This is a genomic window from Reyranella humidisoli (genome assembly GCF_019039055.1).
Taxonomy (GTDB): Bacteria; Pseudomonadota; Alphaproteobacteria; order Reyranellales; family Reyranellaceae; genus Reyranella; species Reyranella humidisoli.
The window spans coordinates 2,222,011-2,247,262 of sequence record NZ_JAHOPB010000001.1; the positions used below are offsets into that span (position 1 = coordinate 2,222,011).

Consider the following 25,252-nt stretch of genomic DNA (forward strand, 5'->3'; position numbering starts at 1 on the left):
CATGAGAATCGTCCCCCTCGTCGAACGCCCCGATCTTGCCGAGCAGGTTTCGGTCTGGGGATTCGACGAGTGGGGGCATCTCAATCCCGGCCAGACGCTCGATCTGCGGCGGGCCGAAATTCAGGGTTCGATGAATGTCGATCGCGCACCGATCGTCTTTGTCGCAATCGGTGTCGATGACGGAATCGTCGGCACGGCCTCGCTGATCTTCGACGATCTCGAAGGCGATCCGCGCAATCCCTGGCTCGCCAGCGTCTTCGTCCCCGCCGAACATCGCAAGAAGGGCGTCGCCTCGGCGCTGGTCCGAACCGTCGAGGATGCCGCGCGGCGCATCGGCTACGACCGTCTCTATCTCTTCACGAGCACCGCCCCTTCGCTCTACGAAGGACTGGGCTGGAAGGCGCTTGAGAAGCGCGACTATCGCGGCGAGATTATCCAGGTCATGGACAAATCGCTGTGAGGGAGTCCGCATGCCATCCGACCTGCACTATCTGTCGCTCGACGAGGTCGCGCGGCGCCTGAAGGCGCGCAAGCTTTCGTCCGTCGAACTGACGGGAGCGATGCTGGATCGCATCCGCGAGATCGATCCCGGGCTCAAGAGTTATGCGACCGTGACCGCCGACCGCGCGCTGGCGGATGCCAAGCGTCTCGACGCCGAGACCGCCGCAGGCACCTCGCGCGGCCCGTTGCATGGTGTGCCCATTGCGGTGAAGGACCTCTGCAACACCGAAGGCGTCGCCACCGCAGCCGGCATGGCGATTCATCGCGCCAACGTGCCGTCCGCCGACGCCACCGTCGTGACGCGGCTCAGGAAGGCGGGGGCCGTCATCCTCGGCAAGCTGCAGATGACCGAAGGCGCCTATGGCGCCCATCATCCGACCATTCCCGCGCCGCTCAACCCTTGGAACGCCGCCTACTGGACGGGCTCCTCGTCGTCGGGTTCCGGTGCGGCCACGGCGGCAGGACTCTGCTTCGCGTCTTTGGGGTCCGATACCGGCGGCTCGATCCGCTTCCCCTCGACCATGAACGGCCTGTCGGGTCTCAAGCCAACCTGGGGTCGCGTTAGTCGTGCCGGCGTCTTTCCGCTCGCCGAATCGCTGGACCATATCGGCCCGATGACGCGCAGCGCGCTCGACGCTGCGATCGTGCTGGGTGTGATCGCCGGCGCGGACGAGGCGGATCCGACGGCGGTCGGCCTGCCGGTACCTGACTACGCGGCCGGTATCGACGCGGGCGTGCGCGGCAAGCGGATCGGTCTCGCCACCAACATGCACGGGATCGACGCCGATGCGCAGCGCGCGCTCGAGGGCGCCGTCGCGGCGTTCAGGAAGGCGGGCGCCACCATCGTCGATGTTGAGCTGCCAGCCAACTTCGACCAGGGCTCGCGCGACTGGGTGCCGCTCTGTGGCATCGAGGCCGCGGTGGCGCACGAAGCCACTTATCCGTCGCGTGCGAGCGAGTACGGTCCCGTCCTGTCCGGTCTGCTCGACCAGGGACTCCGGCTCTCCGCGACCGACCTCGCGAAGATGCAGCTTCGACGCGCGGCATTGACCGGCGAGCTCAACAAGCTGCTGGCGTCGGTCGATCTGCTTCTCATGCCGGTAATGGCAAGGGCCGTGTGGTCGACCGAGGCCTTGCTGTCGGCGGGTCGCGATCCCGAAGCCGTCGCGGGCCGGCTGCGCTACACGGCGCCGTTCGATCTCAGCGGCCACCCGACATTGACCCTGCCCGGAGGCATGACCGCAGACGGTGTGCCCGTGGGCTTCCAGATCGTCGCCAAAGCCTTCGATGAAGGTCCCATTCTCGCGGCGGGACACGCCTATCAGCAGCAGACAGACTGGCATCTGAAGCGCCCGCCGCTCTAGAATCGGCTTTCGCGGGCGCTGGGGGAGACGTGGACGCTGAATCGTCAGTCATTTATAGTGTCCGAACCGCCCCCCAGGACGCTCCTCGCCGCGCAAATGCCAAGCCTCTTCGCGAAAAACATGCGGCTGCGTCCGAGCATCCTGACGATGTTCGTTCTGCTGACGGTGCCGGTCTTCCTGGCGATCGTCGCTGTCAATTTCGTGTCGAACGAGAAGATCGCGCGCGACAATGCCGACGAGTTGGTCGGACGGTTCAGCGTCGAGGCGATCGAGAACATCCAGTACCTGTTCGATCCGATCAAATCGCTGGTGCGCAGCGCCGCCGCCATCGGCAGCGAGCAGCCTGATTTCTACGAGAGCAACCGCTCGCTGAAGTACCTCTTCAGCATCCTTGAGCACAGCGACCGTATTATCAGCATCTATGTCGGCTTGACCGACGGCTCGTTCCGCCAGGCCAGGCAGATCGATCCCAATGTCGAGATCCAGGGCAAGCTGCCGCCGGTTGGCACGGCCTATGCCGACCGCTGGATCACGCCGCGGCGCGGGTCGTCGCCGGTCGACCACTACCTGTTCCTCGACAAGGAGCGGAGGGAGCTCGGCAGCTCCGAGCAGACCACCTCCTACGACCCGCGCTCGCGGCTCTGGTATCGGACCGCGCAACAGAGCGGCCAACTCTCGGTGAGCGACGTCGATGTCTTCGCGGCGCTGGGTCTCGTGGGCTTCACGGTCGGCGCACCCTATTACGTCGACGGCCAGTTGCGTGGCGTCGCCGCTGCGGACATCACGCTCGACGGGCTTTCCGACTATCTCTCCGAGCGCAAGATCAGTCCCGGCACGCTGTCCTACATCCTCGACCACCAGGGCCGGGTGATTGCCAATTCCGAACGTGCCAAGACCTATGCCGCCCAGGGCGGCAAGGTCGAGCTGCAGCACATCACCTCGATCGGCAACGAGCTGCCGGCCATCGCCTTCAGTTCCCGACCGCGCGACAACGAGAAGATGTTCTCGTTCCAGCACGCCGGGCAGGCCTATGTCGCGAGCCTGACGACGTTGCCGGCGGCCTTCGGCAAGAAATGGCAGCTCTTCGTCATCACGCCGCTGTCCGATTTCACCCGCGCCTTCGACGAGCAAAACAAGCGGCTGGCCCTGTTCGGCGTGATCGCCATCCTGCTGCAGATCTGCATCATCTACATCCTGTCGAGTGTCATCTCCTCGCCGCTGGAGAAGCTTGCGCTCAAGGTGAGCAAGATCCAGGACCTCGGTAGCGACAATCTCCCGCCGCTGCAGTCGCCGATCCGCGAGGTCGCCGTCCTGTCCAAGGCGATCGAAACGCTCGACGCGGCGGTGAAGTCCTTTGCCGCCTTCGTGCCGGTGGGCCTGGTGCGCGAACTTCTCGAATCCGACCAGAAACTGGAGCTGGGCGGACATAGCCGCTTCCTCACGATCTTCTTCTCCGATCTCGAGGCGTTCTCGACCCTGTCGGAGGAGGTGCCGTCACAGGAGCTGCTGCTGCGCGTCTCGGCCTATCTCTCCGTCGTGACGCGCGCGGTGAACGAGGAACACGGCACGATCGACAAGTTCATCGGCGACGGCGTCATGGCTTTCTGGGGCGCCCCCGCACTGCTCGACGATCACGCGAGGAAGGCCTGTTTCGCGGCGCTGCGCATCCGCGAAGGCATGAAAGGCCTGAACGCGGGCTGGGAAGCGCAGGGGACCAAGCCGCTCAACATCCGCATCGGCATCCACAGCGATGCCGTGCTGGTCGGCAACATCGGCTCCAAGGAGCGCATGAGCTACACCGTCATGGGAGATGGCGTGAACATCGCGGCGCGCCTGGAGGGCGTGAACAAGGAGTACGGCACGCGGCTCTGCATCAGCCATTCCGTGTTCAAGGAAGCCGGGGAGAAGCTGTGCGTGCGGCCGATCGACGACGTCACGGTGAAGGGCCGCCGCTCCAGGATCCCGATCTACGAGCTGGTCGGCGCTTATGGAATGGGGCCGGAGTTCGAGCCGGACGAGGCGACGCTGCGGCTCTGCCAGCTCACCCGGACGGCCTATTCAGCGATGGTGGCCGAGGACCATGCGCTCGCCCTGTCGCTCTATCGGGCGATCGTCGCCGAATATCCCGACGACCCGGTGGCGTCGGAGATGGCGAAGCGCCTTTCCGCCGTCGACCCGTCGCACCTCGTGCCGCTTCAGATGTCACGCTGATCCATGCCGGGTGTCAGGAAGCCTTCTCCGGCCGTCGCGGCGCTGCGGCCGAGCGAGTACACGGCGGCGCTGGTCCAGGTGATTCGCTCCGAGCCGTCGCGGGTGCGCGGTGCCCGGGTGCTGGAGATCGGGTGCGGCAGCGGCGTCGTGCTGGCCGTGATGGCCGGCCTCGGCGCGGTCTCGCTCTGCGGCGTCGATATCGAGAAGGACGCCATTGCGACGGGCCGGTCGCTGCTGGGCGAACTCGGTCACGACGCCGAGATCCACCAGGGCGACATGTGGCAGCCGGTCGCCGGCCGGCGCTTTGACCTCATCGTCGCCAATCTCCCGCACTTTCCCATGGATCATTTCGAGGTGGCCGGGCGGCTCTCGACCTGGAGTTCCGGCGGCATCGACGGGCGGGAGCTGCTCGATCCCTTCCTCGAGGGCCTGGCGGATCACTTCGCCGCCAACGGACGCGCCCTCATCACCCACAACGCTTTCGTGGACGTCGAGCGTTCGCGTCAGCTCCTTCGCCGTCACGGGCTTGCGATGCATATCGTGAGGACGGTGCTGGTCCATGTTGCCAAGGAGAAGATCGATCTGATGACGCCCTCGATCCTCGGAGCGGAAGAGGGACGTTCGATCCATCGTTACGGTCCTCATGTCTTCGCCGACGTGCACATCGTCGAGATCGCCGTGGCCGGGGCGCACGGATGATGTTCCTGCAGCGCATCCTGTTCGTCGTCCTGGCGTCGCTCGTCGCCTTCACCACCCTGCCGGCGCGCGCCGAAACGCCCGATGCGGCACTGGCGAAGCTGCTCGACGAGGCGAAGGCGGCGGCGTCCGTGCCGGGAGCGTGCGCGCAGCCGGGCGTCGACCGTCTTGTCCGCATCTTCTGCGACGGCAAGATCCGTGTCGGCGTCCGCGAATACTATCCCCTGTTCGGGACGCGCGAGGGCAGCGTGCGTTCGGGATACGACGTCGATGTCGCCCGCGGGCTGGCAAAGCATCTTGGTGTCGAGCCGGTCTTCACGCGCGTGAATGCCGCGAGCCGCATCCCGCTGCTCGCCGACGACAAGATCGACCTCACCATCGCCACCATGGGCCACAACGCGCAGCGCGACGGCCAGGTGCGCTTCATCCGTCCGCACTACTACCAGTCGGAGACGATCATCGTCGGACCGAAGGGGCTCACGATCAGGGACTGGCCCGACGTCGCCAGCCGCACGATCTGCGTCACGATCGGCAACGGCTCCAACGCCCAGATCGTTTCGCACAATGCCCGTCTGATGCTGTTCGACGAGGCGGGCGTGCTGCCGGACAGGCTGCGCGACGAGACCTGCACCCTGGCCGCCCAGGACGACAGCTTCTTCGACTATTACTTCACCGACCCCGCCTTCGCCGGCAGCTACGACAGGAAGTTCGGCTTCGCGCAGCTCCCCTGGGGCATGGCGGTGGCGTTGAGCGGCAGCGACAGGCTGGCCAGGGCGCTCGATCTCACGAGCCAGATCTTTCACCGCGACGGGATCTTTCTCGACATCGCGAAGGAGAATCGCATCGGCCTCGGCTTCCTGCAGCGCCAGCGCGCAGTATGGAACAGGCCCGAGTGCAATACCGATACCGGCGCCAGCAATCCCGCCTGCGTCCTGCCGCCGCTCAGCAGCGTCCTGGAGCCGACGCCGATCGCGGCCCAGGTGGCGGCCATCGAGGGCTGGATCCAGAAGCATACCGGCATCGCCGTGCAGCTCCCGATGTTCAAGACCATGCCGGCCTGGTCGCTCTTCAAGGCGGGCATCATCAACTCGCTGGTCCTCGTGGCCGGAGCCCTGGTGGCGACACTGCTCTTCGCGCTCATTCTCGGTGCGTTGCAGAGTTCGCGCTCGTTCCTGCTGCGCTGGCCGGCACGCGCCTTCACGGTCATCCTGCAGTCCTCGCCGGTCGTGCTGACGCTCGTCATTTCCGCCGCCGTCGCTCTGGCGCTGTTTCCGTATTCGTCGGCCGTCGCCATCGGCGCGGCGATCGTCGCTCTCGGCCTCATGAACGGGGCCAATGCCGGCCAGGCCATCGCCGAAGCGATGCATACGCTCAGGACGGAGCGGGGAGGGCCGCCCGCGCCCATCACCGAACTGTTCGGCCGTGCCGTCAGCCGTTCGGCGACGCAGATCGTGTCCTTCCTGGTCAACGCCGCCAAGGGAACGCCCATCGCGAGCTTCATCGGCGCCCCCGAACTCCTCAGTGCGCTGACCGACATCACCTCCTTCGCCAGCGGCCGGGCCAGCACCTATTCGCTTCTGCTGGTCTTCTATGTCTGCGTGGTGATCGTGGTGGTCTGGCTGTGCGACAAGCTCCGGGTCTGGCTCGAGCGCCGGCAGATGGTGACGGCATGAGCAGGATTTCGCCCGACTTCGTGCCGCAGCTCCTCGCGGGCATGGTGGTCAACTTCCAGATCGCCGCCATCGCCCTGCTGATCGGACTTGCCGTCGGCGGCCTGCTCACCCTGGCAAAACTGGCGGGCGGCGTGCGCGGCGCGGTCGCCAGGACGCTGATTGGCCTGATGCGTGCGGCGCCGACCTTCGTCGTCATGTTCTTCCTGCTGAACATCATCCCGTCGGATGCGACCCTGTTCGGGATTCCCGTCGCACCGTCGGGCATCATGACGGTGGCCCTCTCGCTGGTGCCCTATGCCGCCGCCTACGTGGCCGACAATGGCGGCGAGGCGCTTCGCCAGTTGCGCGACGGCTCGCCGCTCGGTGCGCTCCTGTTCGTGCCCAACGTGACGCGCGCCTTCTTCGTGCTGGTCATGTCGTCGAGCGCCGGCGCGGCCATCGGCGTGCCGGAGGGCATCGCCGTCATCCTGCGCGAGGCCGAGCTGATGCCGACACTGGGCGACAAGATGGTCCTGTTTGCCATTGGTATCCTCTGCTTCGGCATCACCTTGCAGGCCGGCTTCGCGCTGATGCGCCTGCTTCAACGCCATCTCGGACGCCTCGCGTTGCGCGCCCGGTAGGGTGTAGGCTCTTCCGAAAGAAAGTCGGGAGGAAACATGAAGCTTTCACGGCGGCGCGCCCTGGGCGCAACGGCGGCGGTGGCCCTGGCGGCGGGTTCGGCGCGGGCCCAGGCCTATCCATCGAAGCCGGTACGGCTGATCGTTCCCTATTCGGCTGGCGGCGGTGCCGACACCACGGCGCGGCTGATCGCGCCCAAGCTGCAGGAGGCTCTCGGCCAGACGGTCGTCGTCGAGAACAAGCCCGGCGCTGGCGGCATGATCGGCGACGAGATCGTGGCCAAGGCCGCGCCCGACGGCCACACCCTGCTGATCGGCGCTTTTGCCCACGCGGTGAACCCGTCGCTGTTTCCAAAGATGCCGTTCCGCACGCCCGAAGATTTCGCGCCGGTCTCGCTGCTTGTGACCGTGCCGGAACTGATGGTCATCACCCCTTCGCACCCGGCGAAGACCGTGGCTGAACTCGTGGCGCTGGCCAAGGCACAGCCGGGCAAACTCTCCTATGCGTCGTCGGGCAACGGCAGCGCCCAGCATCTCGCGGCCGAACTCTTCAAGATGCGCACCGGAACCGACATCCAGCACGTGCCCTACAAGGGCGGGGCGCTGGCGGTGGCCGACGTCGCGGCGGGCCATGTGCCGTTCTATTTCGGCAACATGAGCGCCGCCCTGCCGCAGGCGCGCGGCGGTCGCGTGCGGCCGCTCGCCGTCACCAGCCCCGCGCGATCCCCCGCCGCGCCCGATGTGCCCACGCTGACCGAGGCTGGTGTGCCCGATTGCGAGATCTCCGAGTGGAACGCGCTGATCGCGCCCGCCGGCACGCCGCCGGCGGTGATCGCGCGCCTGCACATGGAAGTCGCGAAGATCATGCGTGCCGAGGAGATGAAGGCGAAGTTCGCCGATCTAGGCGCCGACGCGATCGGCTCGACACCCGACGAACTGGCCGCCTTCCTGCGCTCGGAGATGAAGAAGTGGGCCGAGGTGGTGAAGGCCGCCAACATCAAGGTCGAGTAGTCGCGTGCCTTACGATTCGGTGTTTCGCCCCGGTCTGTTCGCCGGCAGGACCGTCATCGTCACGGGCGGCGGCTCGGGCCTCGGCCGCTGCACGGCACACGAGCTGAAGTCGCTCGGTGCACGGATCGCGCTGCTCGGCCGAACGAGGGAGAAGCTCGAACGTGTGAAGGAGGAGCTGGGCGATCCCGACACCTTCATCCATTCCGCCGACCTGCGCCGCGAGGACGAGGTCAAGGCGGCGATCGCGGCTGTCATTGACTGGAGCGGCGGCCGGATCGACGGGCTGGTGAACAATGCCGGCGGCCAGTTCCCGGCCCAGCTCAAGGACATCTCGCTCAACGGCTGGAATGCGGTCGTCGCCAACAACATGACCGCGACCTTCCTCGTGTCCAAGGCGGTCTATCTCGCCTCGATGGAAGCCCATGGCGGTGCCATCGTGAATATCGGCGCTGACTTCGAGATGGGCAATCCCGGCATGGGCCATAACGGCGCCGCCCGGGCCGGTCAGACCAACTTCACCTACACCGCGTCGGTCGAATGGGCACATGCCGGTGTCCGTGTGAACTCGGTGCTGCCGGGCTTCATCGCCTCCTCGGGGCTCGATCGTTACCCCGAGCGGGCGCATGAGGCGCTGCGTTCGGTGAAGGATCGCATTCCCGCCAAGCGACACGGCACGGAGTCGGAGATCGCCGCCGCCATCGTCTATCTGCTCAGCGACGCGGCGGCCTATGTCACCGGCATCGCACTCCGCGTCGACGGCGGATTGCATAACGCCGGCAAATCGAATTTCTACCAGGTGCCCGATCACAATAAATCGAAGCCCTTCAATGGCTTTCCGCTCTACCGGCCGCCGAAGGTCCTGGAGTAGGGTAGCGCCTCCGAAACCCCCATGAAGGAGAGAAAGATGCGTATCGCCCCCGTGATGTGCAGCCTGATCGCAATGGCCGGCATGGCCGTCTCCTTTTCGGCCCAGGCGCAGAGCCCGACGGCAAAGGCCGCGCTGAAGGACGCCTCCGGCAAGGATGTCGGCACGGTCCAGCTCGTCCAGACGCCGCACGGCGTCCTGCTCAGAATGTCCCTGAAGGGTGTGGCGCCAGGTGAGCACGCCTTCCACGTCCATGCTGTCGGCAAGTGTGAGGCGCCCTTCACCAGCGCCGGCGGCCACTTCAATCCCGCCTCGAAGAAGCACGGCATGGAAGCCGCTGAAGGCGCGCATGCCGGCGACATGCCCAACCTCTTCATCCCGGCCAATGGCGAACTGAGGATCGATGTCGCCAACCACATGATCTCGTTGGTCAAGGGACAGCCCAATTCGGTGTTCGATGCCGACGGCTCGGCGATCATCATTCACGCGGGACCGGACGACTACAAAACCGACCCGACCGGCAATGCCGGCGACCGCATCGTCTGCGGCGTCATCACGGAGTGACCTGAGACTTCGTCCGCCGCGGCGGGCGAGGGCGCGTTTTCCTATCTGGAGCTGATTGAATGGACCTGTCTCGTTTTCCGCGTCGCATCTACACCAACGCGCCCACGCCCATCGAACGCCTGCCGCATTTCACCAAGGCCCTTGCCGCGAGCTGCCCCGGCGGCGTCGGCCCCGAGGTCTGGATCAAGCGCGACGACATGCTGGGTCTGTTCCCCGGCGGCAACAAGACACGCAAGCTCGAGTTCCTCGCGGGCGACGCGATCGCCCAGGGTTGCGACACGCTCGTCACCTGCGGCGCGCCGCAGTCGAACCACTGCCGCATCACCCTGTCGGCCGCGGTCAAGGAAGGGCTGAAGTGCCGCTTCGTGATCGAGGAGCGCGTGCCCGGCTCCTACAAGAAGGAAGCCGGCGGCAACAACTTCATGTTCGAGCTGATGGGCGTCGAGGCGATCACGGTCGTGCCCGGCGGCACCAACATGGGCGAGGCGATGTCGCGGGTGGCGCAGGAAGTGGCCTCGCTCGGTCGCAAGGCCTATGTGATCCCCGGCGGCGGCTCCAACGCCATCGGCGGCCTGGGCTACGTCGCCTGCGTGCAGGAAATGCAGGTCCAGTGGCTCGATATGGGCTTCTCGCCCGACGCCGTGATCGTGGGCTCGGGAAGTTCGGGAACCCATGGCGGCATGGTCGCGGGATTCCTCGGCAACAACATCAAGGTCCCGCTGATCGGCGTCGGCGTCAGCCGCGATCCCGCCGACCAGGAGCCGCTGGTGTTGAAGGAAGCGCAGGCGGTCGTCGATCTGCTGGGCCTCGACATCAAGGTGCCGGCCTCGGCGGTGAAGAGCTTCGGCGGCTACTGGCAGCCGAAATACTCGGTCCCCAACAAGAAGATGATCGAGGCGGTGCAGATGCTCGCGCGCACCGAAGGCATCCTGCTCGACCCGGTCTATACCGGAAAGATCATGGCGGGCCTGATCGGCCTCGCGCGCCAGGGCCATTTCAAGCCCAACGCGAAGGTGCTCTTCATCCACACCGGCGGCCTGCCGTCGCTGCATGTTTATGAAGACGTCGTGCTGGGCCGGACGGTTGTGCCGGACTGACGTTCGGATGGCGGAGAGAGCGATGCTGCGACGCCTGCTGTCCCTTGTGCTCGTTCCGCTCGGCCTGCTTCTGGCGGGCGTCCCGGCGGGGGCCGGGCAGGCCGTCGTCGTTCCGCCGCCCGCTCTGGATGGGGCGGCGGCGCAGGCCGGCGCGAGCGAGACCATCGTGCTGGCCGGCGGCTGCTTCTGGGGCGTCCAGGCGGTGTTCCAGCATGTGAAGGGCGTGAGCCGCGCTGTCTCGGGCTACGCCGGAGGCACGAAGGAAAGCGCCACCTATCCGTTGGTGAGTGCGGGACGGACCAGCCATGCCGAGGTCGTCGAAGTGACGTTCGATCCTTCTGTGGTGACCTACGGCACGATCCTGCAGATCTATTTCTCGGTGGTGCACGACCCGACTGAACTCGACCGGCAGGGACCCGATGTCGGCCCGCAGTACCGGTCGGCAATCTTCGTCGCTGGTCCCGAGCAGCGACGTGTCGCCGAGGCCTACATCGCGCAGCTCGACAAGGCTGGCGTCTTCAGGAAGCGCATCGCCACCAGGGTCGACGATCTGGCAGCCTTCTATCCGGCCGAGGCATATCATCAGGACTATGCAACGCTGCATCCGAACCAGCCGTACATCTACATTCACGACCGGCCCAAGGTGGAGAACCTCAAGCGCCTGTTCGCGGCGCAATCTCGCACCACGCCGGTGCTGGTGAACGCTTCCGGCGCAAAGTAGGAGCGTCGCGCAAGCCTTCGCGCCAACGCTCAGGGACAGCGCCGTCGTGTATCGGCTCGGCGGGCTGGGCTTCGATCCGGTTGACCCGGCTGGTCCATTCCCGCGTAGGAGAGGGCACCGGCCTGGCGCCGGAGAAGAAGGAAGGGCCGGATGTCCGCTGCCACGTCTCTCGCGAAGCGAGCCGCACAGGCGAGCTTTGCCGTAGCCGGCATCGTGCCGGTGGCCGCGGGTCTGTGGGGCGTGCTCCAGCCTCTCGGGGCCGCGGGGTCTCTGATGAACCACGGCCGGTATCTCTCGGGGCTCCTGCTCGGTATCGGACTGGCCTTCTGGGCGGCGATCCCGGGCATCGAACGGCGGACCACCTGGGTGCGGGTGCTGACGGCCGTGGTGGTCGTCGGCGGGCTTTGCCGGGGGGTGGGGCTCCTGCTGGGCGATCCGCTGTTGCCTTCCGTGGCAGGGGCGCTGGTCATGGAACTGGGTGTGACGCCGCTTCTGTGCTTCTGGCAGGGCAGATTGGCTTCACGCGGCTGAAGAGTCGGAACCCCGAGAGGCCGGCGTCGTTCCGGATGGATGAAGCGCGCCGGCAAAATCCTCGGCTGGACGGTCGGCACTCTTGTTGGCTTGTTGGTGATTGCTGCCGGCGCCGTCTACTTCATCGCGACCTCCGACTATCTGCGCGGCCAGCTCGAAGGGCGGGCCAGCGACTTCACGGGACGCAAGACCAGGATCGCCAAGGTCGATATCGGCTGGGGCTGGACCTCCAACGTGAAACTGGAGGGCGTCGAGGTCGCCAACGCCAAGTGGGGCAAGGCGCCCTTTATGTTGAAGGTCGAACAGGTAGATTTCGACATCCGCCTGTGGCCGTTGCTCGGTGGTAATCTCGTCTTGCCGCGCCTGATCCTGCGCAAGCCCGAGGTCCAGGTCGAGGTCGGCGACAAGGAACAGCTGAACTGGAGCATGGGCGAGACGCCTGTCGTGACGGGTGCCGCCAAGGCGCTGGAACCCGACAACCGTTTCGACGCTCCGCTCATCGGAAAATTCGAGGTGACCGAAGGCAAACTCGGGTACCGCGATTCCAAGCGCAAGCTGGAACTCGACGGCACGGTATCGACCGCCGCCGGCAAGGCGGGCGAGGGGCCCGAGGCTGAACTGTCGCTCAAGGGCAAGCTCGAAGGGCAGCCGCTGGAAATGCGTTTCGTCGGCGGCTCGGTACTGATGCTGCGGGACACCGAACAGCCTTATCCGCTCGATCTCAATGTCAGCTTCGGCGCGACCAAGCTGAAGATGAAGGGCACCGTGCAGGACCCGTTCAAATGGACCGGCGCCAACGTCGATCTCGTGCTTTCCGGTCCCAATCTCTCCGACATCTATCCGTTGCTCGGCATCCCGGGGCCGCCGACGCCGCCGTATACGATCGTCGGAAAACTGGAACGCGAGCCCGGTCTCTGGAAGTTCGTCCAGTCCAAATGGCGGGTCGGCGAGAGCGATCTTACGGGCGAAGTGACGATCGATGAGCGGCGGAAGCCTGCGTTCCTGACGGCGAAGCTGGTCTCCCAGAAGCTCGTGTTCGAGGACTTGGCGCCGCTGGTCGGCGCGACACCGGCACGCAAGAGCAACGGGTCGCCCAAGCAGGCGCAGACGCAGGCCCAACTCGAGGCGAGCGGCGATCTCTTTCCCAACGTCCCGCTGCACGTCGAGAAACTTCGCGCCATGAACATGGACGTGACGCTTGACTCAAAGCGGGTGATCGCGCCGCCCTGGCTCCCGGTGCAGGCGCTTTCGTTCCGTGTCCTGATCCAGGACGGCAACGCGACGGTGAAGCCGCTTACGCTGTCGGTGCTGGGCGGCGGTGCGATCGCGGGCGAACTGGGTATCGATGCGCGTACTGACGATCCCAAGGTGCGGGCCAGTCTCAGGCTGACCGACATCGAACTGAAGAACTTCTTCCGCGAGTCGCGCTATTTCGACACCACGCAGGGCAAGATCCAGGGCCGCGTACAACTCGCCGGCAATGGCCGGTCGCTCGCCCATGTCATGGGCACGGCCAACGGACACATGGCCTTTGCCCTCGGCGGCGGATCGGTCAGCAGCCTGATGGTCAGTCTGGCGGGCCTGCAGATCTTCGACGCTTTGGTGCTCTACGTGACGGGCGACAATCGCATTCCGATCAAGTGCGCCGTGAGCCGTCTCAATTTCCAGCAAGGCAACGTTTCGTTCGACAGGACGCTGCTCGATACCCAGAAGTCCGTCCTTCACGTCAAGGGCCGACTCTCGCTCAAGAGCCAGGCGGTGAATGTGGAGATCGATTCCGATCCCAAGAGCTTCGATCTGCTCAACCTTCACGGGGCCGTCATGGTCCAGGGCAAGCTGCGCTCGCCGCAGATTTCGCTCGGCCGCGTGATCCCGATTCCCACACCCGTCTTCGGCGATGCCAAGGACGTGCCGTGCGCCGGTCTCACCCAGCAAATCCTTGCAGGCCCTTGAGATTTCGAGTCCGGGCCGGGTCCAGGGCTTGCTGCGGAGCCGCGAGGACGGGCGGGACCTGGATCGAGGGCTCAAACGAAAGGCCCCGCACCTTTTCAGGTACGGGGCCATGTCGCGTTGCCACTCCTGTGCGCGCGCCCCAGTACATCCGTGGTGGCGCGCAGACTGGAGGGCGGCCGCCGTTACCGGCGGCCGGTGGTCAGGAAACAGCCTTGAGGTTTTCCGCCGCCATCTTTCCGCTCCTGGGATCGGCGACCAGCTCGAATTCGAGCTTCTGGCCCTCGCTCAGCATGCTCATGCCGGCGCGCTCAACGGCGCTGATGTGAACGAAGGCGTCGGTGCCGCCATTGTCCGGCTGAATGAAGCCGAAGCCCTTTTGGATATTGAACCACTTAACGGTTCCCGTAGTCGTCGTCATGGGAGAAACCCTTTCTACTTGGATATGCGAGGTCATGCGCTCCCTTCGCGGTTGAACACGCGGAAGCGCGATGGAACCCGTCGAATTGCACTAATTTTCGGGATCACGTGTCGTGGAGCGGACCGCTGAACGATGTCGGCGGCGCGGACCAAATCAGATGTCCGTGGATCGACGAGGCTCATATGGTCTCTTGTTCCAGCACTATCAAGGACCAAGTATGGCTGGTCCTTCCATTGCGGCGAAAGACGGAGGTGTTCATGGAGCCTCGTTCCACTGCCGATTCCATCGATGCAGAGCTACGTGCAGTCGCCGCCTCGTTCTCGCGCCCTTCAGTGGGAAGAAGCCTGGTGCAGCTCGTTACCTCATTCGGTCCCTTCCTCGCGGGCTGCGCGGCGATGTACGTCGCCTGCGATTTTTCCCCGTGGCTCGCCCTCGCGTTCGCCATACCGACCGGCGCGTTCATGGTGCGCGTGTTCATCGTGCAGCACGATTGCGGACACGGCTCGTTCTTCGCTTCCCGCCGCGCCAACACGATCGTCGGCCGGCTGTGCAGCCTGTGCACCTTCACGCCCTTCGCGAGCTGGCGACGCCAGCATGCGCAGCATCATGCCGAATGGAACAATCTCGATCGCGGCGATCGCGGCAGCGACATCTATTCCTCGTGCCTCACCGTACGCGCGTACCTCGCTTTGTCGCCCTGGCGGAGGTTTGCGCACCGGCTCGTCCGTCATCCGCTGATCGCCAACTTCCTGCTACCGCCTCTGATCTTCGTACTACTCTACCGCCTGCCGTTCGACACGCCGCGCACGTGGGTGCGTGAGCGCCGCTCGGTCCTTCTCACCAATGCGAGCTTCGTTGCCCTGTTTGCGACGCTCGTGCTGTTGCTGGGCTGGCGTGACGTGCTGCTGGTCCATTTGTCGATCATGGTCGTCGCGTCGATCCTCGGCGTGTGGCTGTTCACCTTGCAGCATCGTTTTCCGGGGGCACAGTGGACCGGTCGCGGTGCCTGGCGATATGTCGATGCCGCGATGGACGGATCGTCCTGGTTCGATCTGCCGATCGTGCTGCGGTGGTTCACGGGCAATATCGGCTTCCATCACGTCCACCATCTCAACCAGCGCATTCCCAACTACCGGCTGGCGCAGGCTCACGAAGCGGCCCGGGCCGTGCGTGCCGTTCCGTCGCTCGGCCTGCGTGCCGGCCTCGCCGCGCCACGGCTGACACTGTGGGACGAAACCTCTGGCCGCCTCGTTCGATTCTGCGACGTGGCGCGACGGGAGACGCCCGCCTGATCTTGCTCTAGCGTGGGCATCCCCATCGAGGAGCCCAGCGTCAATGTCTGTTCCCCACGGCCCGCTGCAGGGCGTCAAGGTCGTCTCCTGCTCCACCGCGCAGGCGGGCACCGTTCCCTGGATGCTCATGGCCGATCTCGGCGCCGACGTGATCAAGATCGAATCGCCCCAGGGCGGCGACCCTTCGCGCCGTATGACCGTCCTGCCGGGCATGGGCAGCACTTTCTTCGAAGCCAACAATCGCGGCGTGAAGAGCGTGACGCTCAACCTCAAGAGCGAGGAGGGGCGGGAGATCCTGCGCAAGCTGGTCGCCGAGGCCGACATCTTCGGCCAGAACTTCCGGCCGGGTGCGGCCGAGAAGAACGGCTTCGGCTGGGAGGAGCTGCGCAAGGTCAATCCGAAACTCGTCTATGTCTCGATCTCCGGTTACGGACCCGACGGCCCGCATGCCCATTTGCCGGGCACCGATTCGATGGCGCAGGCGCTGGGCGGCATCGCCGAGGCCTATTCCGCGGCGGGCCAGAAGATGAAGACCGGCGTGGTGTCGGTGGCCGACGAGACCTGCGCGATCCTGGCCTTCGGCGGCGCGCTGGCGGCACTGACGCACGCGCGTACCACCGGCGTCGGCCAGAAGATCGATCTCTCGCTGCTCGGCGGCCAGATCCGCCTGATGGGCTGGACGCTGCAGACCGCGATGTGGCGCAACCAGAATCCCGTCACCGGACAGGCGCGCGTCACCGGCACGCGCGAGCGGCCCGGCATCAGCGCGAGCTTCGACGACCGCGACGGCAAGCCGCTGGTCTTCCAGCTGACCGGTCCGGACAACTGGAAGGATGCGATGACGGCGCTTGGCTTCTACGAGCCTCTCGAGAAGGCGGGCTTCGCCGATCTTGGGGTCATCATCGACGACGACGCCAAGCGAATCGAACTGCTCGCCACCCTCGACGGCCTGTTCGCCACTGGCACGCGCGACGACTGGGTCGCGAGGCTGCGCGGCGCCGACATCGTCTCGGCGCCAATCAACACGCTGCTCGAAGCGTCGAACGATCCTGACGTCGTGGCCAACGGCTACGTCACGGAGGTCGACTACCCGAAACTCGGAAAGAAGCTGAAGGTGCACGGCACGCCGTGGAAATTCTCCGAGACCCCGGCCAGGCCCGGCATCGCGCCGGAGCTGGGCGAGCACAACGACGCAGTATTGGGGGAACTGGGCTACGGTGCGGCCGAACTGGCCGACCTGCGGGCCCGCAAGGTCATCTGAACCCCGAGGGGAGTCTCTTCATGTCCCGTCCGCCATTTCCGCCGTTCACGGAACAGACTGCGACTGAAAAGGTCCGGCTCGCCGAGGACGGATGGAACGGCCGCGATCCGGCCAAGGTAGCGCTCGCCTATACGCCCGACAGCCAGTGGCGGAACCGCGCCGAGTTCATCAACGGACGGGAGGCGATAGAAGCGTTCCTCAAGCGCAAGTGGGCGCGCGAGCACGACTATCGTCTGATCAAGGAACTCTGGACGTTCGCCGGCAATCGCATCGCCGTGCGCTTCGCCTACGAATTCCACGACGACAGCGGCACGTGGTTTCGCGCCTACGGCAACGAGAACTGGGAATTCGATGCCGATGGGTTGATGCGGCGCCGCATCGCCAGCATCAACGAGCATCCGATCGCCGAGGCAGACCGCAAGTTCCGCTGGTTTCTCGGCCGGCGCCCCGACGACCACCCGGGTCTCAGCGCACTCGGGTTTTGACCGGATGCTGCGGCCAGCGAACTGGATGCTGGCCGCAGCATTGCCAGACATGGTCACGAGGTCGAGCAGGCGGCGACGGATCCTTTAGAAGCGGTCGAGACCGCACTTGGTGTGAAGGGCACTCGCGTCCGATGTTCGTTCCTCAGAGAGCATCAGGCTTTGGGTTTGCAGTCCTCTTCCACAACTGTACAGTGCGTGCAGATACTTTCTGGAGTGAGATGCACCCCTCTAGGCTGGCACTACTCCTGTCGACGCTGGTGGCTTTTTCCAGTCCGTCCCTTGCCCAAGTGAATGATGCCAAGCGTGCATCCTACCGGGCTGCCTTCGAGGAGACCCTGCGCCGTCCCGGCGATGCCGAAGTCCTGCTGAAATATGCTCAGGCCGCCGCGGCCGCGGAGGACTACGAAGGCGCGATCACCGCCTACGAACGGTTCCTCGTCATCGATGCCGACCAGCCGAGGGTAAAGTTCGAGCTGGGGGTCCTGTACTACAAGCTGAAGTCCTACGATGCGGCGCGAACCTATTTCGAGGCCGCCCGCACCTCGACGAAATCGACCCCGGAAATCGCCGAGCGTTCGTCGGAGTTCATCCGCGACATCGACCGTCGTTGGGGCACGTCACGCCTTACCGGCGAGTTCGTGGCCGGCATCCGCTATTCCGACAATCCTGCCAGCCTGCCCACCGGCACCCTGCAATCCTATGGCGCGACCGTCGTGCCCAATCCGACCTTCCAGCGGCAGGGCGATTTCGCCTTCGTCGGCGCGGCGTCACTCAGCCATCGCTACGATTTCGGGCGCCAGGACAATGGCACGCTGGAGACCGACTTCTCCTTCTATACGGCCAAGCAGTTCCAGGTCACCAATGCCGACGTGATGCTGCTCGACCTCGGCGTGGGCCCGCGCATGGAACTGATCGATGGTCCCCTGAGCGGCGTGCAGCTCAAGCCCTTCGTCAGCGGGCGCTACATTACCGTGGGCAACCTGCCGACCTACTGGGCATGGGGTGCCGGGCTGGAAGCCTCGGTGCCGGTAGCGGAAAAGGTGCGTGCCGGGATCGTGGTGCTGGGGCAGCGGCGTGACTTCGTGGACAATGCCTCCGTACCCTTCAACTCCCAGAACTCGGGCAACAACGGAACGGTGGCCGGCAATCTCCGGGCCGATCTGACGGCCGACCTGGAAGCGTCGCTGGGAGGCAACTATACGCGCTATATCGCGATGACGGGTTTCCAGAGCTATGGCGAAGCAGGCTTCGGCGGTTCGCTGACGTGGCGTTTCGTCGATCCGGTGGGCGTGAACGGTCGCAAATGGACGCTCGCGGGCAATGCTGCGATGGCCTTCGCGACCTACGACCAGCCCGATCCATTCGTTCAGCCAAATACCGTGCGCACCCAGACCGACGTCAATCTCGGTCTGCTCCTCTCCGTGCCGCTCGACGATCGCCTGACGCTGGTGGGTCAGACGACCTATTTCCAGCGTTCCGCCTCGATCAACAACTACAGCTTCAATTCGTTCAGCAGCCTGGTGGGCATCGGCTGGCGATTCTGAGGGAGCGGAACGATGTCCTTGCGGAAATCACGCGCGATCTTCCTGACGCTTCTCTTGCCGCTGGCCTGGGCCACGGCGGCATCAGCGCAGCAGGTCGGAGTCACATCTGCGGCCAGCGGCGATCCGCGCGGCACGCCGCCGGCACAGCCTGCGCGGACCCTGCGCGTCGGCATCGACGTCTTCGGCAGCGAACGGGTGACGACGGGACCGGCGGACCGTGCGCATCTGGTCTTCCTCGACGGTTCCGGCCTAACGGTCGGCGCCAACAGTGAATTGACGATCGACAAGTTCGTCTTCGACGCCAATCGCAATGCCGGCGAACTGGCCGTCAACGCGACGAAGGGGGCCTTTCGCTTCGTTGGCGGTGCGATCAGCAAGAAGGGTGAGGTCATCATCCGCACGCCCAGCGCCCATATCGGCGTGCGCGGCGGCATCGCGACCGTCACCGTGGGCGCCGACGGCTCGACCACCGCGACGTTCCTGTTCGGCGACCGGCTGACCGTGAGCAACGCCGCCGGCACGCAGCGCGCGGTACGCTACGGCTCGCAGATCTTCGTGCCGGCCGGCGGCGCGGCGCCGCTCGAGCCGGTGATCCTGCCGCCCAACACGTTGCAGGCCTATCTCGTCCTGTTCGAGCAGACCCAGACGACGGGCAATGTCATCGGCCCCGGCGACAAGGTGCTGATCGATTCGGCCCTGCGGACGCTCAACGCGAACGCACTGCCCTATGCCGACCTCTCGTCGAGACTGGCGCCGTGGCTGGCCTACCTGCAACTCGTCGCCACGCAGGCCGTCACGACCAACAACGCGGCGCGTCCGCTCGGTTCTGCGCCCAGCCAACCGAGCGGGTCTACCGGTACCCCCGGTGGCGGTGGCGAAGGCGGCGGAGGCGGTGGCCACGGAGGCGGGAGCGATTAGGAACGGCGTCCGGCGAGGGATCGTGCGGCCTCGTACTGCGCTCTGCCGATCGGGAACGGGTTCCCTAGGGCAGGATCGCGTCGCCCTCGATCTCGACCTTCGCGTTGGGATCGATCAGGGCCGACACCTGCACCAGCGTCATCGCCGGGAAGTGGCGTCCGAGCGTGGCTCCCCAGGCGGCACCGACGGCCGCGCCGGCGGCGTTGAACTCGGCGATGTCGGTCACGTAGGCGCGCAGCGCCACGAGGTGCTGCGGCTCGCCGCCCGCCGCCTTCAGCACGGTGACGAGATTGCCGAGCGCGATGCGCCATTGCGCGCCGGCATCGGCGTCGGCGGGAATGCTGGCCTGGCCGGGCTCGCGTCCGATCTGGCCGGCGATGCGCACGCTGCGCGTGCCCGTGGCAACGACGCCATGGGAGAAGCCGCGCGGGCGCGGCCAGCCTTCGGGCAGGATCGGCGTGTAGGCGATGTCGGACGAGCTCATCTTCGGTTTCCTCCGGAACTGTTGGGCGCATTCTAGCCGTTGCGGCCGGTCGCGCGCGACCGCATCGTGGCGCCATGCCGGAACAGACTTTTGATCGCCATCTGCGGGCCGATGCGGCAGTGCATGCGCTCGGCCTCGTGCTGGGCGTCGTCGGCGCGGTCGCGATCCTGATTGTCGCTGCGCAGGCGCCCGGACGCGGGCAGATGGCGCCGGTCCTCGTCTATGTCGTGGGCCTGCTCGCCATGCTGGGCTGCTCGGCGGCCTATAACCTGCGCATTGCCAGTCCACGGCGCGAATGGCTGCGCCGGTTCGATCACGCCGCGATCTTCGTGATGATCGCGGGGACCTACACGCCGCTCACGATGCTGAAGCTGCGCGAACCGTGGTCGAGCGGGCTCACGGCGGTGATGTGGAGCGCGGCGGCACTCGGAATCGCGGCGAAACTGCTGCAACCGCGTCGCATCGAATCGCTGTCGGTCGTGCTCTATCTCCTGATGGGGTGGATCGGCCTGTTCGCGCTCGACGAACTGCTGGCCTCGGTCGAACCGACGACTCTCTTGCTGCTTCTCGCAGGCGGCGTGGTCTATTCGCTGGGCACGATCTTCCATCTCTCGAGCCGGCTGCCGTACCAGCAGGCGCTGTGGCACGCCTCGGTGCTGGTCGCGGCTTCTATCCACTATGCGGCGATCCTGTTGTTGTTGACGCGCTGAAGCCGCGCCGCTTTAGCTGGTCGCATGTCGTCGCTTCTTCTTTTCCGCGTCACGGCGGTGGCCGTCGTCGTCGCCGGCATCGTGATGACGCTGGCGGGTGGCGCGACCAGCGTCTGGGCCTGGACGACGCCCGACACGTATCTCGCCTTCCGCGTCGGCCTGCCGATCGCGACGGCGTGGCTGGTCTACACCATGCTGCGGCTGGCCCTCGCGCTGCCGCAGGCGTGGAAGGGCGAAGAGGCGAGGCAGCCCGCGTCCGATCCGCTGACGGCGCTGGGAAGCGCACGCACCGATGCAGCCGACGCCTGGGTGAGGAAGTCAGCCCCGGAGGCCGTGTCCGTGCGTCAGGTGCCGCTGCCGCGCGAACCGGAGCCGCGTCGGCGTCGCCGCGTTGCGCAACGGGTCGAGCTGCGCGGCGGACGCGTTCTCTATCGCGTGGTGCCGGCCCGTCCGCGGCCGACCGCGCGCCGCGTCGCGGTCGCCGCGACGGTGGCGCTCGCGTGCCTCACGCTCTTCTTCGCGCTGGGCCCGATCGACCTCGAGGACGTGAGCTGGATCGCGTCACTTTTCCGCGCGCTTGAGGATCTGCCGGGCCTTTTCGAGCGCATCGAGGCAGCCGGCCTCCTGGCCACGCTCGGCTTCGGCGCGCGCCGCCACCAGCACGGCCTGTAACGCGGTCCGGTCGACCGCGGCGTCCTTCCTGGCCTCGTCCCTGGCGCCTTGTCCCGGGGGCGGCGTGCCGGGTTTTTGCGTGACGTCGGGCATGGTCGGCATGCGGCTGTCGGTCGTGGCGGGCGGGGCGATGACCGAGCGATCGGAGGTCGCGGGCGGCTCGATCACCCCGCCGGAGCGGCCGAGTTCGCGCGAGGTCACGCCCGGACCGGTGCCCTGGCCGGGGGCGCCCGGCGCCTTGTCGGGCGAGGCGGTCGGCGGATCGGTGGAGATGTTCTGGCTGCGGGCCAGCTCGCGTACCTGGTCGAGGCAGCCCTCGGCGGCGGCGAGGCCGGGCGTGAGCAGCAGCGCCATTGCGGCGATCCGGGCGGGAATTCGCATGTGCATGAAATTGCAAACGGCCCGTACGGAGGCCCGGTTGCACCTTGAATTGCCGGCCCGAGCCCCTAACATATCGAGTGCAAAATGCCGGGACGAACCCGGTGAGAACAGGGATGACCAGATGACCAGGTTTCGTTGGCTCGCGATCCTCGCGGCTTTGATCATTGCGGTGCCGTCGCTGGCACCGTCGCCTGCCGACGCGCGGGCGGGCGGTGGCAGCGGCTCGGGCAGCCGCGGCAGCAAGTCGGGCGATGCCCCGGCGCCGACCCAGACCGCGCCGACCTCCAAGCCGGTCGAGCGCAGCACCACGCCGCAGCAGAAGAGCCCGTCGGCCAATCCGGCCAACACCGCCGCGGCCGGCGCCAAGCCCGGCTTCATGCAGCGCAATCCGTTCATGTCGGGCCTGTTGGGCGGCATGCTGGGCGCTGGCCTGATCGGCATGCTGATGGGCGGCGGCTTCGGCGCCGGCCTCGGCAGCATGGCGGGCATGCTGGGCTTCCTGCTGCAGATCGCGCTGATCGGCGGCATCGTCTACTTCGCCGTCCGTTGGTGGAAGTCGCGTAACGGCACGCCCGCCGCGGCCTTCGCCGGCGCGGGTGCCGGCGGCGGCACTCCGCCGTCGCTGAGTTCCGCCCAGCCGGAAGCGACGCCGATGGCCCGCTCCGGCCTGCAGTCGATGCTGGGCGGTGCCGGTGCCGGTGCCGCGTCGGGCTTCGGCGCGCCGCAGCTCGCCATCGTCGAACAGGACTATGACGCCTTCGAAGCGCTGCTGAAGGACGTGCAGGCGGCCTACAGCGCCGGCGACCTCGTGAAGCTGCGCAGCCTCGTGACGCCGGAGATGCTGGGCTACTTCAACCAGGAACTGTCGGCCAACGCGAGCCGCGGCGTCGAGAACAAGGTCACGGACGTGAAGCTCGAGCAGGGCGACCTGTCCGAGGCCTGGAGCGAGGGCCCGGTCGACTACGCGACGGTGGCCATGCGCTTCAGCATGATCGACGTCACCCGCAACGTCGCCGACGGCCGCCTCGTCGAGGGCAACGAGCAGGTACGCACCGAGGCGACGGAAGTCTGGACCTTCCTGCGCAGCCGCGGCGGCAACTGGATCCTCTCGGCGATCCAGCAGACCTGATCGCTTCACCGATCTTTTGAAATGCAGAATCGGCCGGCCCCAAAGCCGGCCGATTTTCTTTGTGCGGCCCGGCAATTGCTCGGATAGCCTGTCATCGGGGAAGGGAAGGAATCACATCGTCATGACCAGCCTGACACGAAGGGCCGCCCTCGCGGGCGCCGCACTGTTGCCGCTCGCCGCCGCCGCGCCGTCGCGCGCGCAGGCGAAGTTTCCCGATCGTCCGATCCGGCTGATCATCCCGTGGGCCGCCGGTGGTCCCGCCGATGCCGGCTTCCGCATCCTCGCGGAGTCGGCGGCGAAGAAGCTGGGCCAGCCCGTCGTCGTCGAGAACAAGGGCGGCGCCGCGGGCGTGCTGGGCGCGCTCGCGCTGCAGGACGCCAAGCCCGACGGCTACACGATCAGCCAGATGCACATGAGCGTGCTGCGCCAGCCGATGCTGAACGCGTCGCTCAAGTACGATCCGATCAAGGACCTGACCTATATCCTGCAGATCACCGGCTTCGTGATGGGCGTGGTCGTGCGCCCCGACGCGCCGTGGAAGACGCTGCCCGAGCTGCTGGCCTATGCGAAGGCCAATCCCGGCAAGCTGAACTGGGGCACCCTGGGTGCCGGCTCGACGCAGCACCTCGCGATGGAGAGCCTCGGGCTGAAGCAGGGCCTGACCTGGACGCACGCGCCCTATCGCGGCACTGCCGACACCTTGCGCGCGCTGATGGGCGGCGAGATCGACTTCGCCTCGGAGTCCTCGGGCTGGGCGCCGCTGGTGATGTCGGGCAAGCTGCGCCTGCTCGCGGTCTTCACCGCCACCCGCGCCAAGCGCTTCCCCGAGGTGCCGACCGTGCGCGAGCTCGGCCTGGAAATCGCTGTCGACAGTCCCGGCGGCCTGATCGGGCCGAAGGGTATGGACCCCGCCGTGGTGAAGACCCTCGCCGACGCCTTCCGCGAGGCCGCGGGCGAGCCCAAGCACCTCGAGTTCCTCGACAACATGGACCAGCCGCTCCTCCTGCTCGACGGCCCCGCCTATCAGGCGCAGATGGCGAAGACGATGGAGCAGGAGCGGGAGCTGTTGCGGAAGCTGAACCTGCTGGCGACCTGACGACTGCCAGCTTTACCAACCACCTCACCCTGAGGAGCAGCCGCAAGCACTTACCTCATCCTTCGAGACGCGCCGCGAAGCGGCGCGTCTCGAAGGATGGGCACGAGCACCATGTCCGTGGCCCATCCTTCGAGACGGCTGCTGCGCTGCCTCCTCAGGATGAGGTTGGTGTTTTGGAGGCGCGAAGCGACGCTACGATCGCAACAGCGCGCCGTAGCCCTCGATCGGCGTCCGGATGCCCGACATCCGCAGGCAGTGCCACAGGCTCGCCTGGTTGGCGCTGATCACCGGTCTTCCGAGGTCGCGTTCCAGCGTCTCCAGGATGCCGACGCAGCGGAAGCCGGTGCCGCCGATCAGCACGCCGTCGGCGTCGGCGGGGCAGGCTTTCAGGATCTGCGCGTAGAGCGGCTCGATCTCCTGCTCGAAGCCCATGCCCTGCGGGTAGAGATCCTGCGGCGGCACGTCCCGCCATTTGCGGCCGGGATCGAGGCGCAGGTGTCCGACGGGCGTGATCCCGTGATCGCCGTAGTAGCGCAGCGCGGCGCCCACCGTGTCGTCGGGGAACCACGGCGGCACCACCAGGAACGGCCGCTTCACGCCCGCGTGACGCAGTGCCGCCAGCGTGTCGAGCCCGTTGGTCGTGACCTTCGCCGCGTCGCCCGCGATGCCCGATCGCACGACCGCGGACAGCGCATCGACGGTCGCCTCGTCCCAGCCCTTGCCGCCCACGACGCTGCTCGACGTGTGGGCGAAGACGACGGCCTGCAGCTTCATGGTCGAGAACTGCTTCGCGCCGCGCGCCAGGTCGTCTGAAAGATCGACGCCGCTCCTGTCCGCGCGCCACTTCGCCCACGGCGTCGGCGCCGTCACCCGCGCGGCATGCACCGACACGCCCGGCGGCGCCATGGCCCACCATTCCGCCTCCGGCACCGCCTCGCTGCCGACGATGAACAGCCCGATGCGGGCACGCCAGCCCCAGTTGTCGTGGTGAGTCACGTGTCACGCCTCTCCGGTAAGGATCCTTCGCTACGCTCAGGATGACACCATTGTTGGATTTT

Annotated in this window: 26 protein-coding genes; 22 read left to right on the forward strand and 4 right to left on the reverse strand. The window is 66.5% G+C overall.

Annotation, left to right across the window (positions count from 1 at the left end):
- Position 1 precedes the first annotated feature (1 nt).
- The 13 genes from KQ910_RS10835 to KQ910_RS10895 all read left to right on the forward strand — a co-directional run bounded on the left by KQ910_RS10835 (position 2) and on the right by KQ910_RS10895 (position 13,804).
- Complete coding sequence (locus KQ910_RS10835) at positions 2-460, forward strand: GNAT family N-acetyltransferase (protein ID WP_216959472.1); 459 nt, start codon at positions 2-4, stop codon at positions 458-460.
- A gap of 10 nt (positions 461-470) precedes the next feature.
- The gene (locus tag KQ910_RS10840) at positions 471-1,865 is read left to right on the forward strand and encodes an amidase (RefSeq protein ID WP_216959475.1); all 1,395 of its coding nucleotides are present in this window, start codon (positions 471-473) and stop codon (positions 1,863-1,865) included.
- A gap of 120 nt (positions 1,866-1,985) precedes the next feature.
- Entirely contained in the window at positions 1,986-4,076 is a 2,091-nt protein-coding gene (locus KQ910_RS10845) for an adenylate/guanylate cyclase domain-containing protein (RefSeq protein ID WP_216959478.1), read from the forward strand.
- A 3-nt stretch (positions 4,077-4,079) separates the two neighbouring features.
- On the forward strand, positions 4,080-4,775 hold the full coding sequence (locus KQ910_RS10850; protein ID WP_216959481.1) for a methyltransferase domain-containing protein: 696 nt from the start codon (positions 4,080-4,082) through the stop codon (positions 4,773-4,775).
- Positions 4,772-6,445, forward strand: coding sequence for a transporter substrate-binding domain-containing protein (locus KQ910_RS10855; RefSeq protein WP_216959482.1), 1,674 nt, complete (start codon positions 4,772-4,774; stop codon positions 6,443-6,445). Before KQ910_RS10850 ends, KQ910_RS10855 begins: the two co-directional genes overlap by 4 nt.
- Positions 6,442-7,065 (forward strand): ABC transporter permease, encoded by a 624-nt coding sequence (locus KQ910_RS10860; RefSeq protein WP_216959485.1) that lies wholly within the window; start codon positions 6,442-6,444, stop codon positions 7,063-7,065. The genes KQ910_RS10855 and KQ910_RS10860 overlap by 4 nt, the downstream gene beginning before the upstream one ends.
- Before the next feature lie 36 nt (positions 7,066-7,101).
- Positions 7,102-8,073 carry a tripartite tricarboxylate transporter substrate binding protein gene (locus KQ910_RS10865; protein WP_216959488.1) on the forward strand — a complete coding sequence of 324 codons (972 nt, stop codon included), beginning with the start codon at positions 7,102-7,104 and terminating at the stop codon, positions 8,071-8,073.
- Between the two features lie 4 nt (positions 8,074-8,077).
- Positions 8,078-8,941, forward strand: a complete 864-nt coding sequence (locus tag KQ910_RS10870) for an SDR family oxidoreductase (RefSeq protein WP_216959490.1) — start codon at positions 8,078-8,080, stop codon at positions 8,939-8,941.
- Between the two features lie 36 nt (positions 8,942-8,977).
- A complete protein-coding gene (locus KQ910_RS10875; protein ID WP_229600380.1) occupies positions 8,978-9,502 on the forward strand; it encodes a superoxide dismutase family protein in 525 nt (174 codons plus the stop codon).
- Between the two features lie 59 nt (positions 9,503-9,561).
- Positions 9,562-10,599 carry a D-cysteine desulfhydrase family protein gene (locus KQ910_RS10880; protein ID WP_068191283.1) on the forward strand — a complete coding sequence of 346 codons (1,038 nt, stop codon included), beginning with the start codon at positions 9,562-9,564 and terminating at the stop codon, positions 10,597-10,599.
- 22 nt (positions 10,600-10,621) lie between these two features.
- A complete protein-coding gene (gene msrA, locus KQ910_RS10885) occupies positions 10,622-11,320 on the forward strand; it encodes a peptide-methionine (S)-S-oxide reductase MsrA (RefSeq protein ID WP_229600381.1) in 699 nt (232 codons plus the stop codon).
- Positions 11,321-11,470: 150 nt separating this feature from the next.
- Positions 11,471-11,851 carry a DUF4345 family protein gene (locus tag KQ910_RS10890; protein WP_216959496.1) on the forward strand — a complete coding sequence of 127 codons (381 nt, stop codon included), beginning with the start codon at positions 11,471-11,473 and terminating at the stop codon, positions 11,849-11,851.
- A 39-nt stretch (positions 11,852-11,890) separates the two neighbouring features.
- Positions 11,891-13,804: an AsmA family protein gene (locus tag KQ910_RS10895; protein WP_216959498.1), complete on the forward strand. Its 1,914-nt coding sequence runs from the start codon at positions 11,891-11,893 to the stop codon at positions 13,802-13,804.
- Between the two features lie 199 nt (positions 13,805-14,003).
- Here the strand turns inward: KQ910_RS10895 and KQ910_RS10900 are convergent, their stop codons facing one another.
- Complete coding sequence (locus KQ910_RS10900; RefSeq protein ID WP_304627988.1) at positions 14,004-14,258, reverse strand: cold-shock protein; 255 nt, start codon at positions 14,256-14,258, stop codon at positions 14,004-14,006.
- Between the two features lie 311 nt (positions 14,259-14,569).
- On the opposite strand from KQ910_RS10900, the gene KQ910_RS10905 reads away from it, so the two are divergent.
- The 5 genes from KQ910_RS10905 to KQ910_RS10925 all read left to right on the forward strand — a co-directional run bounded on the left by KQ910_RS10905 (position 14,570) and on the right by KQ910_RS10925 (position 19,722).
- Complete coding sequence (locus KQ910_RS10905) at positions 14,570-15,514, forward strand: fatty acid desaturase family protein (RefSeq protein WP_216959501.1); 945 nt, start codon at positions 14,570-14,572, stop codon at positions 15,512-15,514.
- 43 nt (positions 15,515-15,557) lie between these two features.
- The gene (locus KQ910_RS10910; RefSeq protein WP_216959504.1) at positions 15,558-16,775 is read left to right on the forward strand and encodes a CaiB/BaiF CoA transferase family protein; all 1,218 of its coding nucleotides are present in this window, start codon (positions 15,558-15,560) and stop codon (positions 16,773-16,775) included.
- A gap of 20 nt (positions 16,776-16,795) precedes the next feature.
- Entirely contained in the window at positions 16,796-17,260 is a 465-nt protein-coding gene (locus tag KQ910_RS10915; protein WP_216959508.1) for a nuclear transport factor 2 family protein, read from the forward strand.
- 287 nt (positions 17,261-17,547) lie between these two features.
- The gene (locus KQ910_RS10920; RefSeq protein WP_216959510.1) at positions 17,548-18,804 is read left to right on the forward strand and encodes a tetratricopeptide repeat protein; all 1,257 of its coding nucleotides are present in this window, start codon (positions 17,548-17,550) and stop codon (positions 18,802-18,804) included.
- A 12-nt stretch (positions 18,805-18,816) separates the two neighbouring features.
- On the forward strand, positions 18,817-19,722 hold the full coding sequence (locus tag KQ910_RS10925) for a FecR family protein (protein WP_216959513.1): 906 nt from the start codon (positions 18,817-18,819) through the stop codon (positions 19,720-19,722).
- Positions 19,723-19,786: 64 nt separating this feature from the next.
- On the opposite strand, the gene KQ910_RS10930 is transcribed toward KQ910_RS10925, so the two are convergent.
- Positions 19,787-20,206 carry a RidA family protein gene (locus KQ910_RS10930; RefSeq protein ID WP_216959516.1) on the reverse strand — a complete coding sequence of 140 codons (420 nt, stop codon included), beginning with the start codon at positions 20,204-20,206 and terminating at the stop codon, positions 19,787-19,789.
- Positions 20,207-20,280: 74 nt separating this feature from the next.
- Here KQ910_RS10930 and trhA point away from each other — a divergent pair, with 74 nt between their 5' ends.
- Together trhA and KQ910_RS10940 are read left to right on the forward strand one after the other, a co-directional pair.
- A complete protein-coding gene (gene trhA, locus KQ910_RS10935) occupies positions 20,281-20,916 on the forward strand; it encodes a PAQR family membrane homeostasis protein TrhA (protein WP_216959519.1) in 636 nt (211 codons plus the stop codon).
- Positions 20,917-20,940: 24 nt separating this feature from the next.
- Positions 20,941-21,588: a hypothetical protein gene (locus KQ910_RS10940; protein ID WP_216959521.1), complete on the forward strand. Its 648-nt coding sequence runs from the start codon at positions 20,941-20,943 to the stop codon at positions 21,586-21,588.
- Here the strand turns inward: KQ910_RS10940 and KQ910_RS10945 are convergent.
- Positions 21,478-21,942, reverse strand: a complete 465-nt coding sequence (locus tag KQ910_RS10945) for a hypothetical protein (RefSeq protein WP_216959522.1) — start codon at positions 21,940-21,942, stop codon at positions 21,478-21,480. The genes KQ910_RS10940 and KQ910_RS10945 overlap by 111 nt on opposite strands.
- 148 nt (positions 21,943-22,090) lie before the next feature.
- On the opposite strand from KQ910_RS10945, the gene KQ910_RS10950 reads away from it, so the two are divergent.
- Together KQ910_RS10950 and KQ910_RS10955 are read left to right on the forward strand one after the other, a co-directional pair.
- On the forward strand, positions 22,091-23,098 hold the full coding sequence (locus KQ910_RS10950; RefSeq protein WP_216959524.1) for a Tim44 domain-containing protein: 1,008 nt from the start codon (positions 22,091-22,093) through the stop codon (positions 23,096-23,098).
- A 121-nt stretch (positions 23,099-23,219) separates the two neighbouring features.
- Positions 23,220-24,194, forward strand: coding sequence for a tripartite tricarboxylate transporter substrate binding protein (locus KQ910_RS10955; RefSeq protein ID WP_216959526.1), 975 nt, complete (start codon positions 23,220-23,222; stop codon positions 24,192-24,194).
- 192 nt (positions 24,195-24,386) lie between these two features.
- On the opposite strand, the gene KQ910_RS10960 is transcribed toward KQ910_RS10955, so the two are convergent.
- Entirely contained in the window at positions 24,387-25,190 is an 804-nt protein-coding gene (locus tag KQ910_RS10960) for a maleate cis-trans isomerase family protein (protein ID WP_216959528.1), read from the reverse strand.
- Positions 25,191-25,252 lie beyond the last annotated feature (62 nt).

Excerpts from the sequence above, each read along its gene's own strand:
- KQ910_RS10860 (WP_216959485.1), top strand. The coding sequence starts at position 6,442 with ATGAGCAGGATTTCGCCCGACTTCGTGCCGCAGCTCCTCGCGGGCATG.
- KQ910_RS10910 (WP_216959504.1), top strand. The coding sequence starts at position 15,558 with ATGTCTGTTCCCCACGGCCCGCTGCAGGGCGTCAAGGTCGTCTCCTGC.
- KQ910_RS10880 (WP_068191283.1), top strand. The coding sequence starts at position 9,562 with ATGGACCTGTCTCGTTTTCCGCGTCGCATCTACACCAACGCGCCCACG.
- KQ910_RS10865 (WP_216959488.1), top strand. The coding sequence starts at position 7,102 with ATGAAGCTTTCACGGCGGCGCGCCCTGGGCGCAACGGCGGCGGTGGCC.
- KQ910_RS10945 (WP_216959522.1), bottom strand. The coding sequence starts at position 21,942 with ATGGCGCTGCTGCTCACGCCCGGCCTCGCCGCCGCCGAGGGCTGCCTC.
- KQ910_RS10930 (WP_216959516.1), bottom strand. The coding sequence starts at position 20,206 with ATGAGCTCGTCCGACATCGCCTACACGCCGATCCTGCCCGAAGGCTGG.
- KQ910_RS10900 (WP_304627988.1), bottom strand. The coding sequence starts at position 14,258 with ATGACCTCGCATATCCAAGTAGAAAGGGTTTCTCCCATGACGACGACT.
- KQ910_RS10955 (WP_216959526.1), top strand. The coding sequence starts at position 23,220 with ATGACCAGCCTGACACGAAGGGCCGCCCTCGCGGGCGCCGCACTGTTG.
- trhA (WP_216959519.1), top strand. The coding sequence starts at position 20,281 with ATGCCGGAACAGACTTTTGATCGCCATCTGCGGGCCGATGCGGCAGTG.
- KQ910_RS10835 (WP_216959472.1), top strand. The coding sequence starts at position 2 with ATGAGAATCGTCCCCCTCGTCGAACGCCCCGATCTTGCCGAGCAGGTT.
- KQ910_RS10895 (WP_216959498.1), top strand. The coding sequence starts at position 11,891 with ATGAAGCGCGCCGGCAAAATCCTCGGCTGGACGGTCGGCACTCTTGTT.
- KQ910_RS10875 (WP_229600380.1), top strand. The coding sequence starts at position 8,978 with ATGCGTATCGCCCCCGTGATGTGCAGCCTGATCGCAATGGCCGGCATG.
- KQ910_RS10940 (WP_216959521.1), top strand. The coding sequence starts at position 20,941 with ATGTCGTCGCTTCTTCTTTTCCGCGTCACGGCGGTGGCCGTCGTCGTC.
- KQ910_RS10925 (WP_216959513.1), top strand. The coding sequence starts at position 18,817 with ATGTCCTTGCGGAAATCACGCGCGATCTTCCTGACGCTTCTCTTGCCG.
- KQ910_RS10950 (WP_216959524.1), top strand. The coding sequence starts at position 22,091 with ATGACCAGGTTTCGTTGGCTCGCGATCCTCGCGGCTTTGATCATTGCG.
- KQ910_RS10845 (WP_216959478.1), top strand. The coding sequence starts at position 1,986 with ATGCGGCTGCGTCCGAGCATCCTGACGATGTTCGTTCTGCTGACGGTG.
- KQ910_RS10840 (WP_216959475.1), top strand. The coding sequence starts at position 471 with ATGCCATCCGACCTGCACTATCTGTCGCTCGACGAGGTCGCGCGGCGC.
- KQ910_RS10915 (WP_216959508.1), top strand. The coding sequence starts at position 16,796 with ATGTCCCGTCCGCCATTTCCGCCGTTCACGGAACAGACTGCGACTGAA.
- msrA (WP_229600381.1), top strand. The coding sequence starts at position 10,622 with ATGCTGCGACGCCTGCTGTCCCTTGTGCTCGTTCCGCTCGGCCTGCTT.
- KQ910_RS10890 (WP_216959496.1), top strand. The coding sequence starts at position 11,471 with ATGTCCGCTGCCACGTCTCTCGCGAAGCGAGCCGCACAGGCGAGCTTT.
- KQ910_RS10850 (WP_216959481.1), top strand. The coding sequence starts at position 4,080 with ATGCCGGGTGTCAGGAAGCCTTCTCCGGCCGTCGCGGCGCTGCGGCCG.
- KQ910_RS10855 (WP_216959482.1), top strand. The coding sequence starts at position 4,772 with ATGATGTTCCTGCAGCGCATCCTGTTCGTCGTCCTGGCGTCGCTCGTC.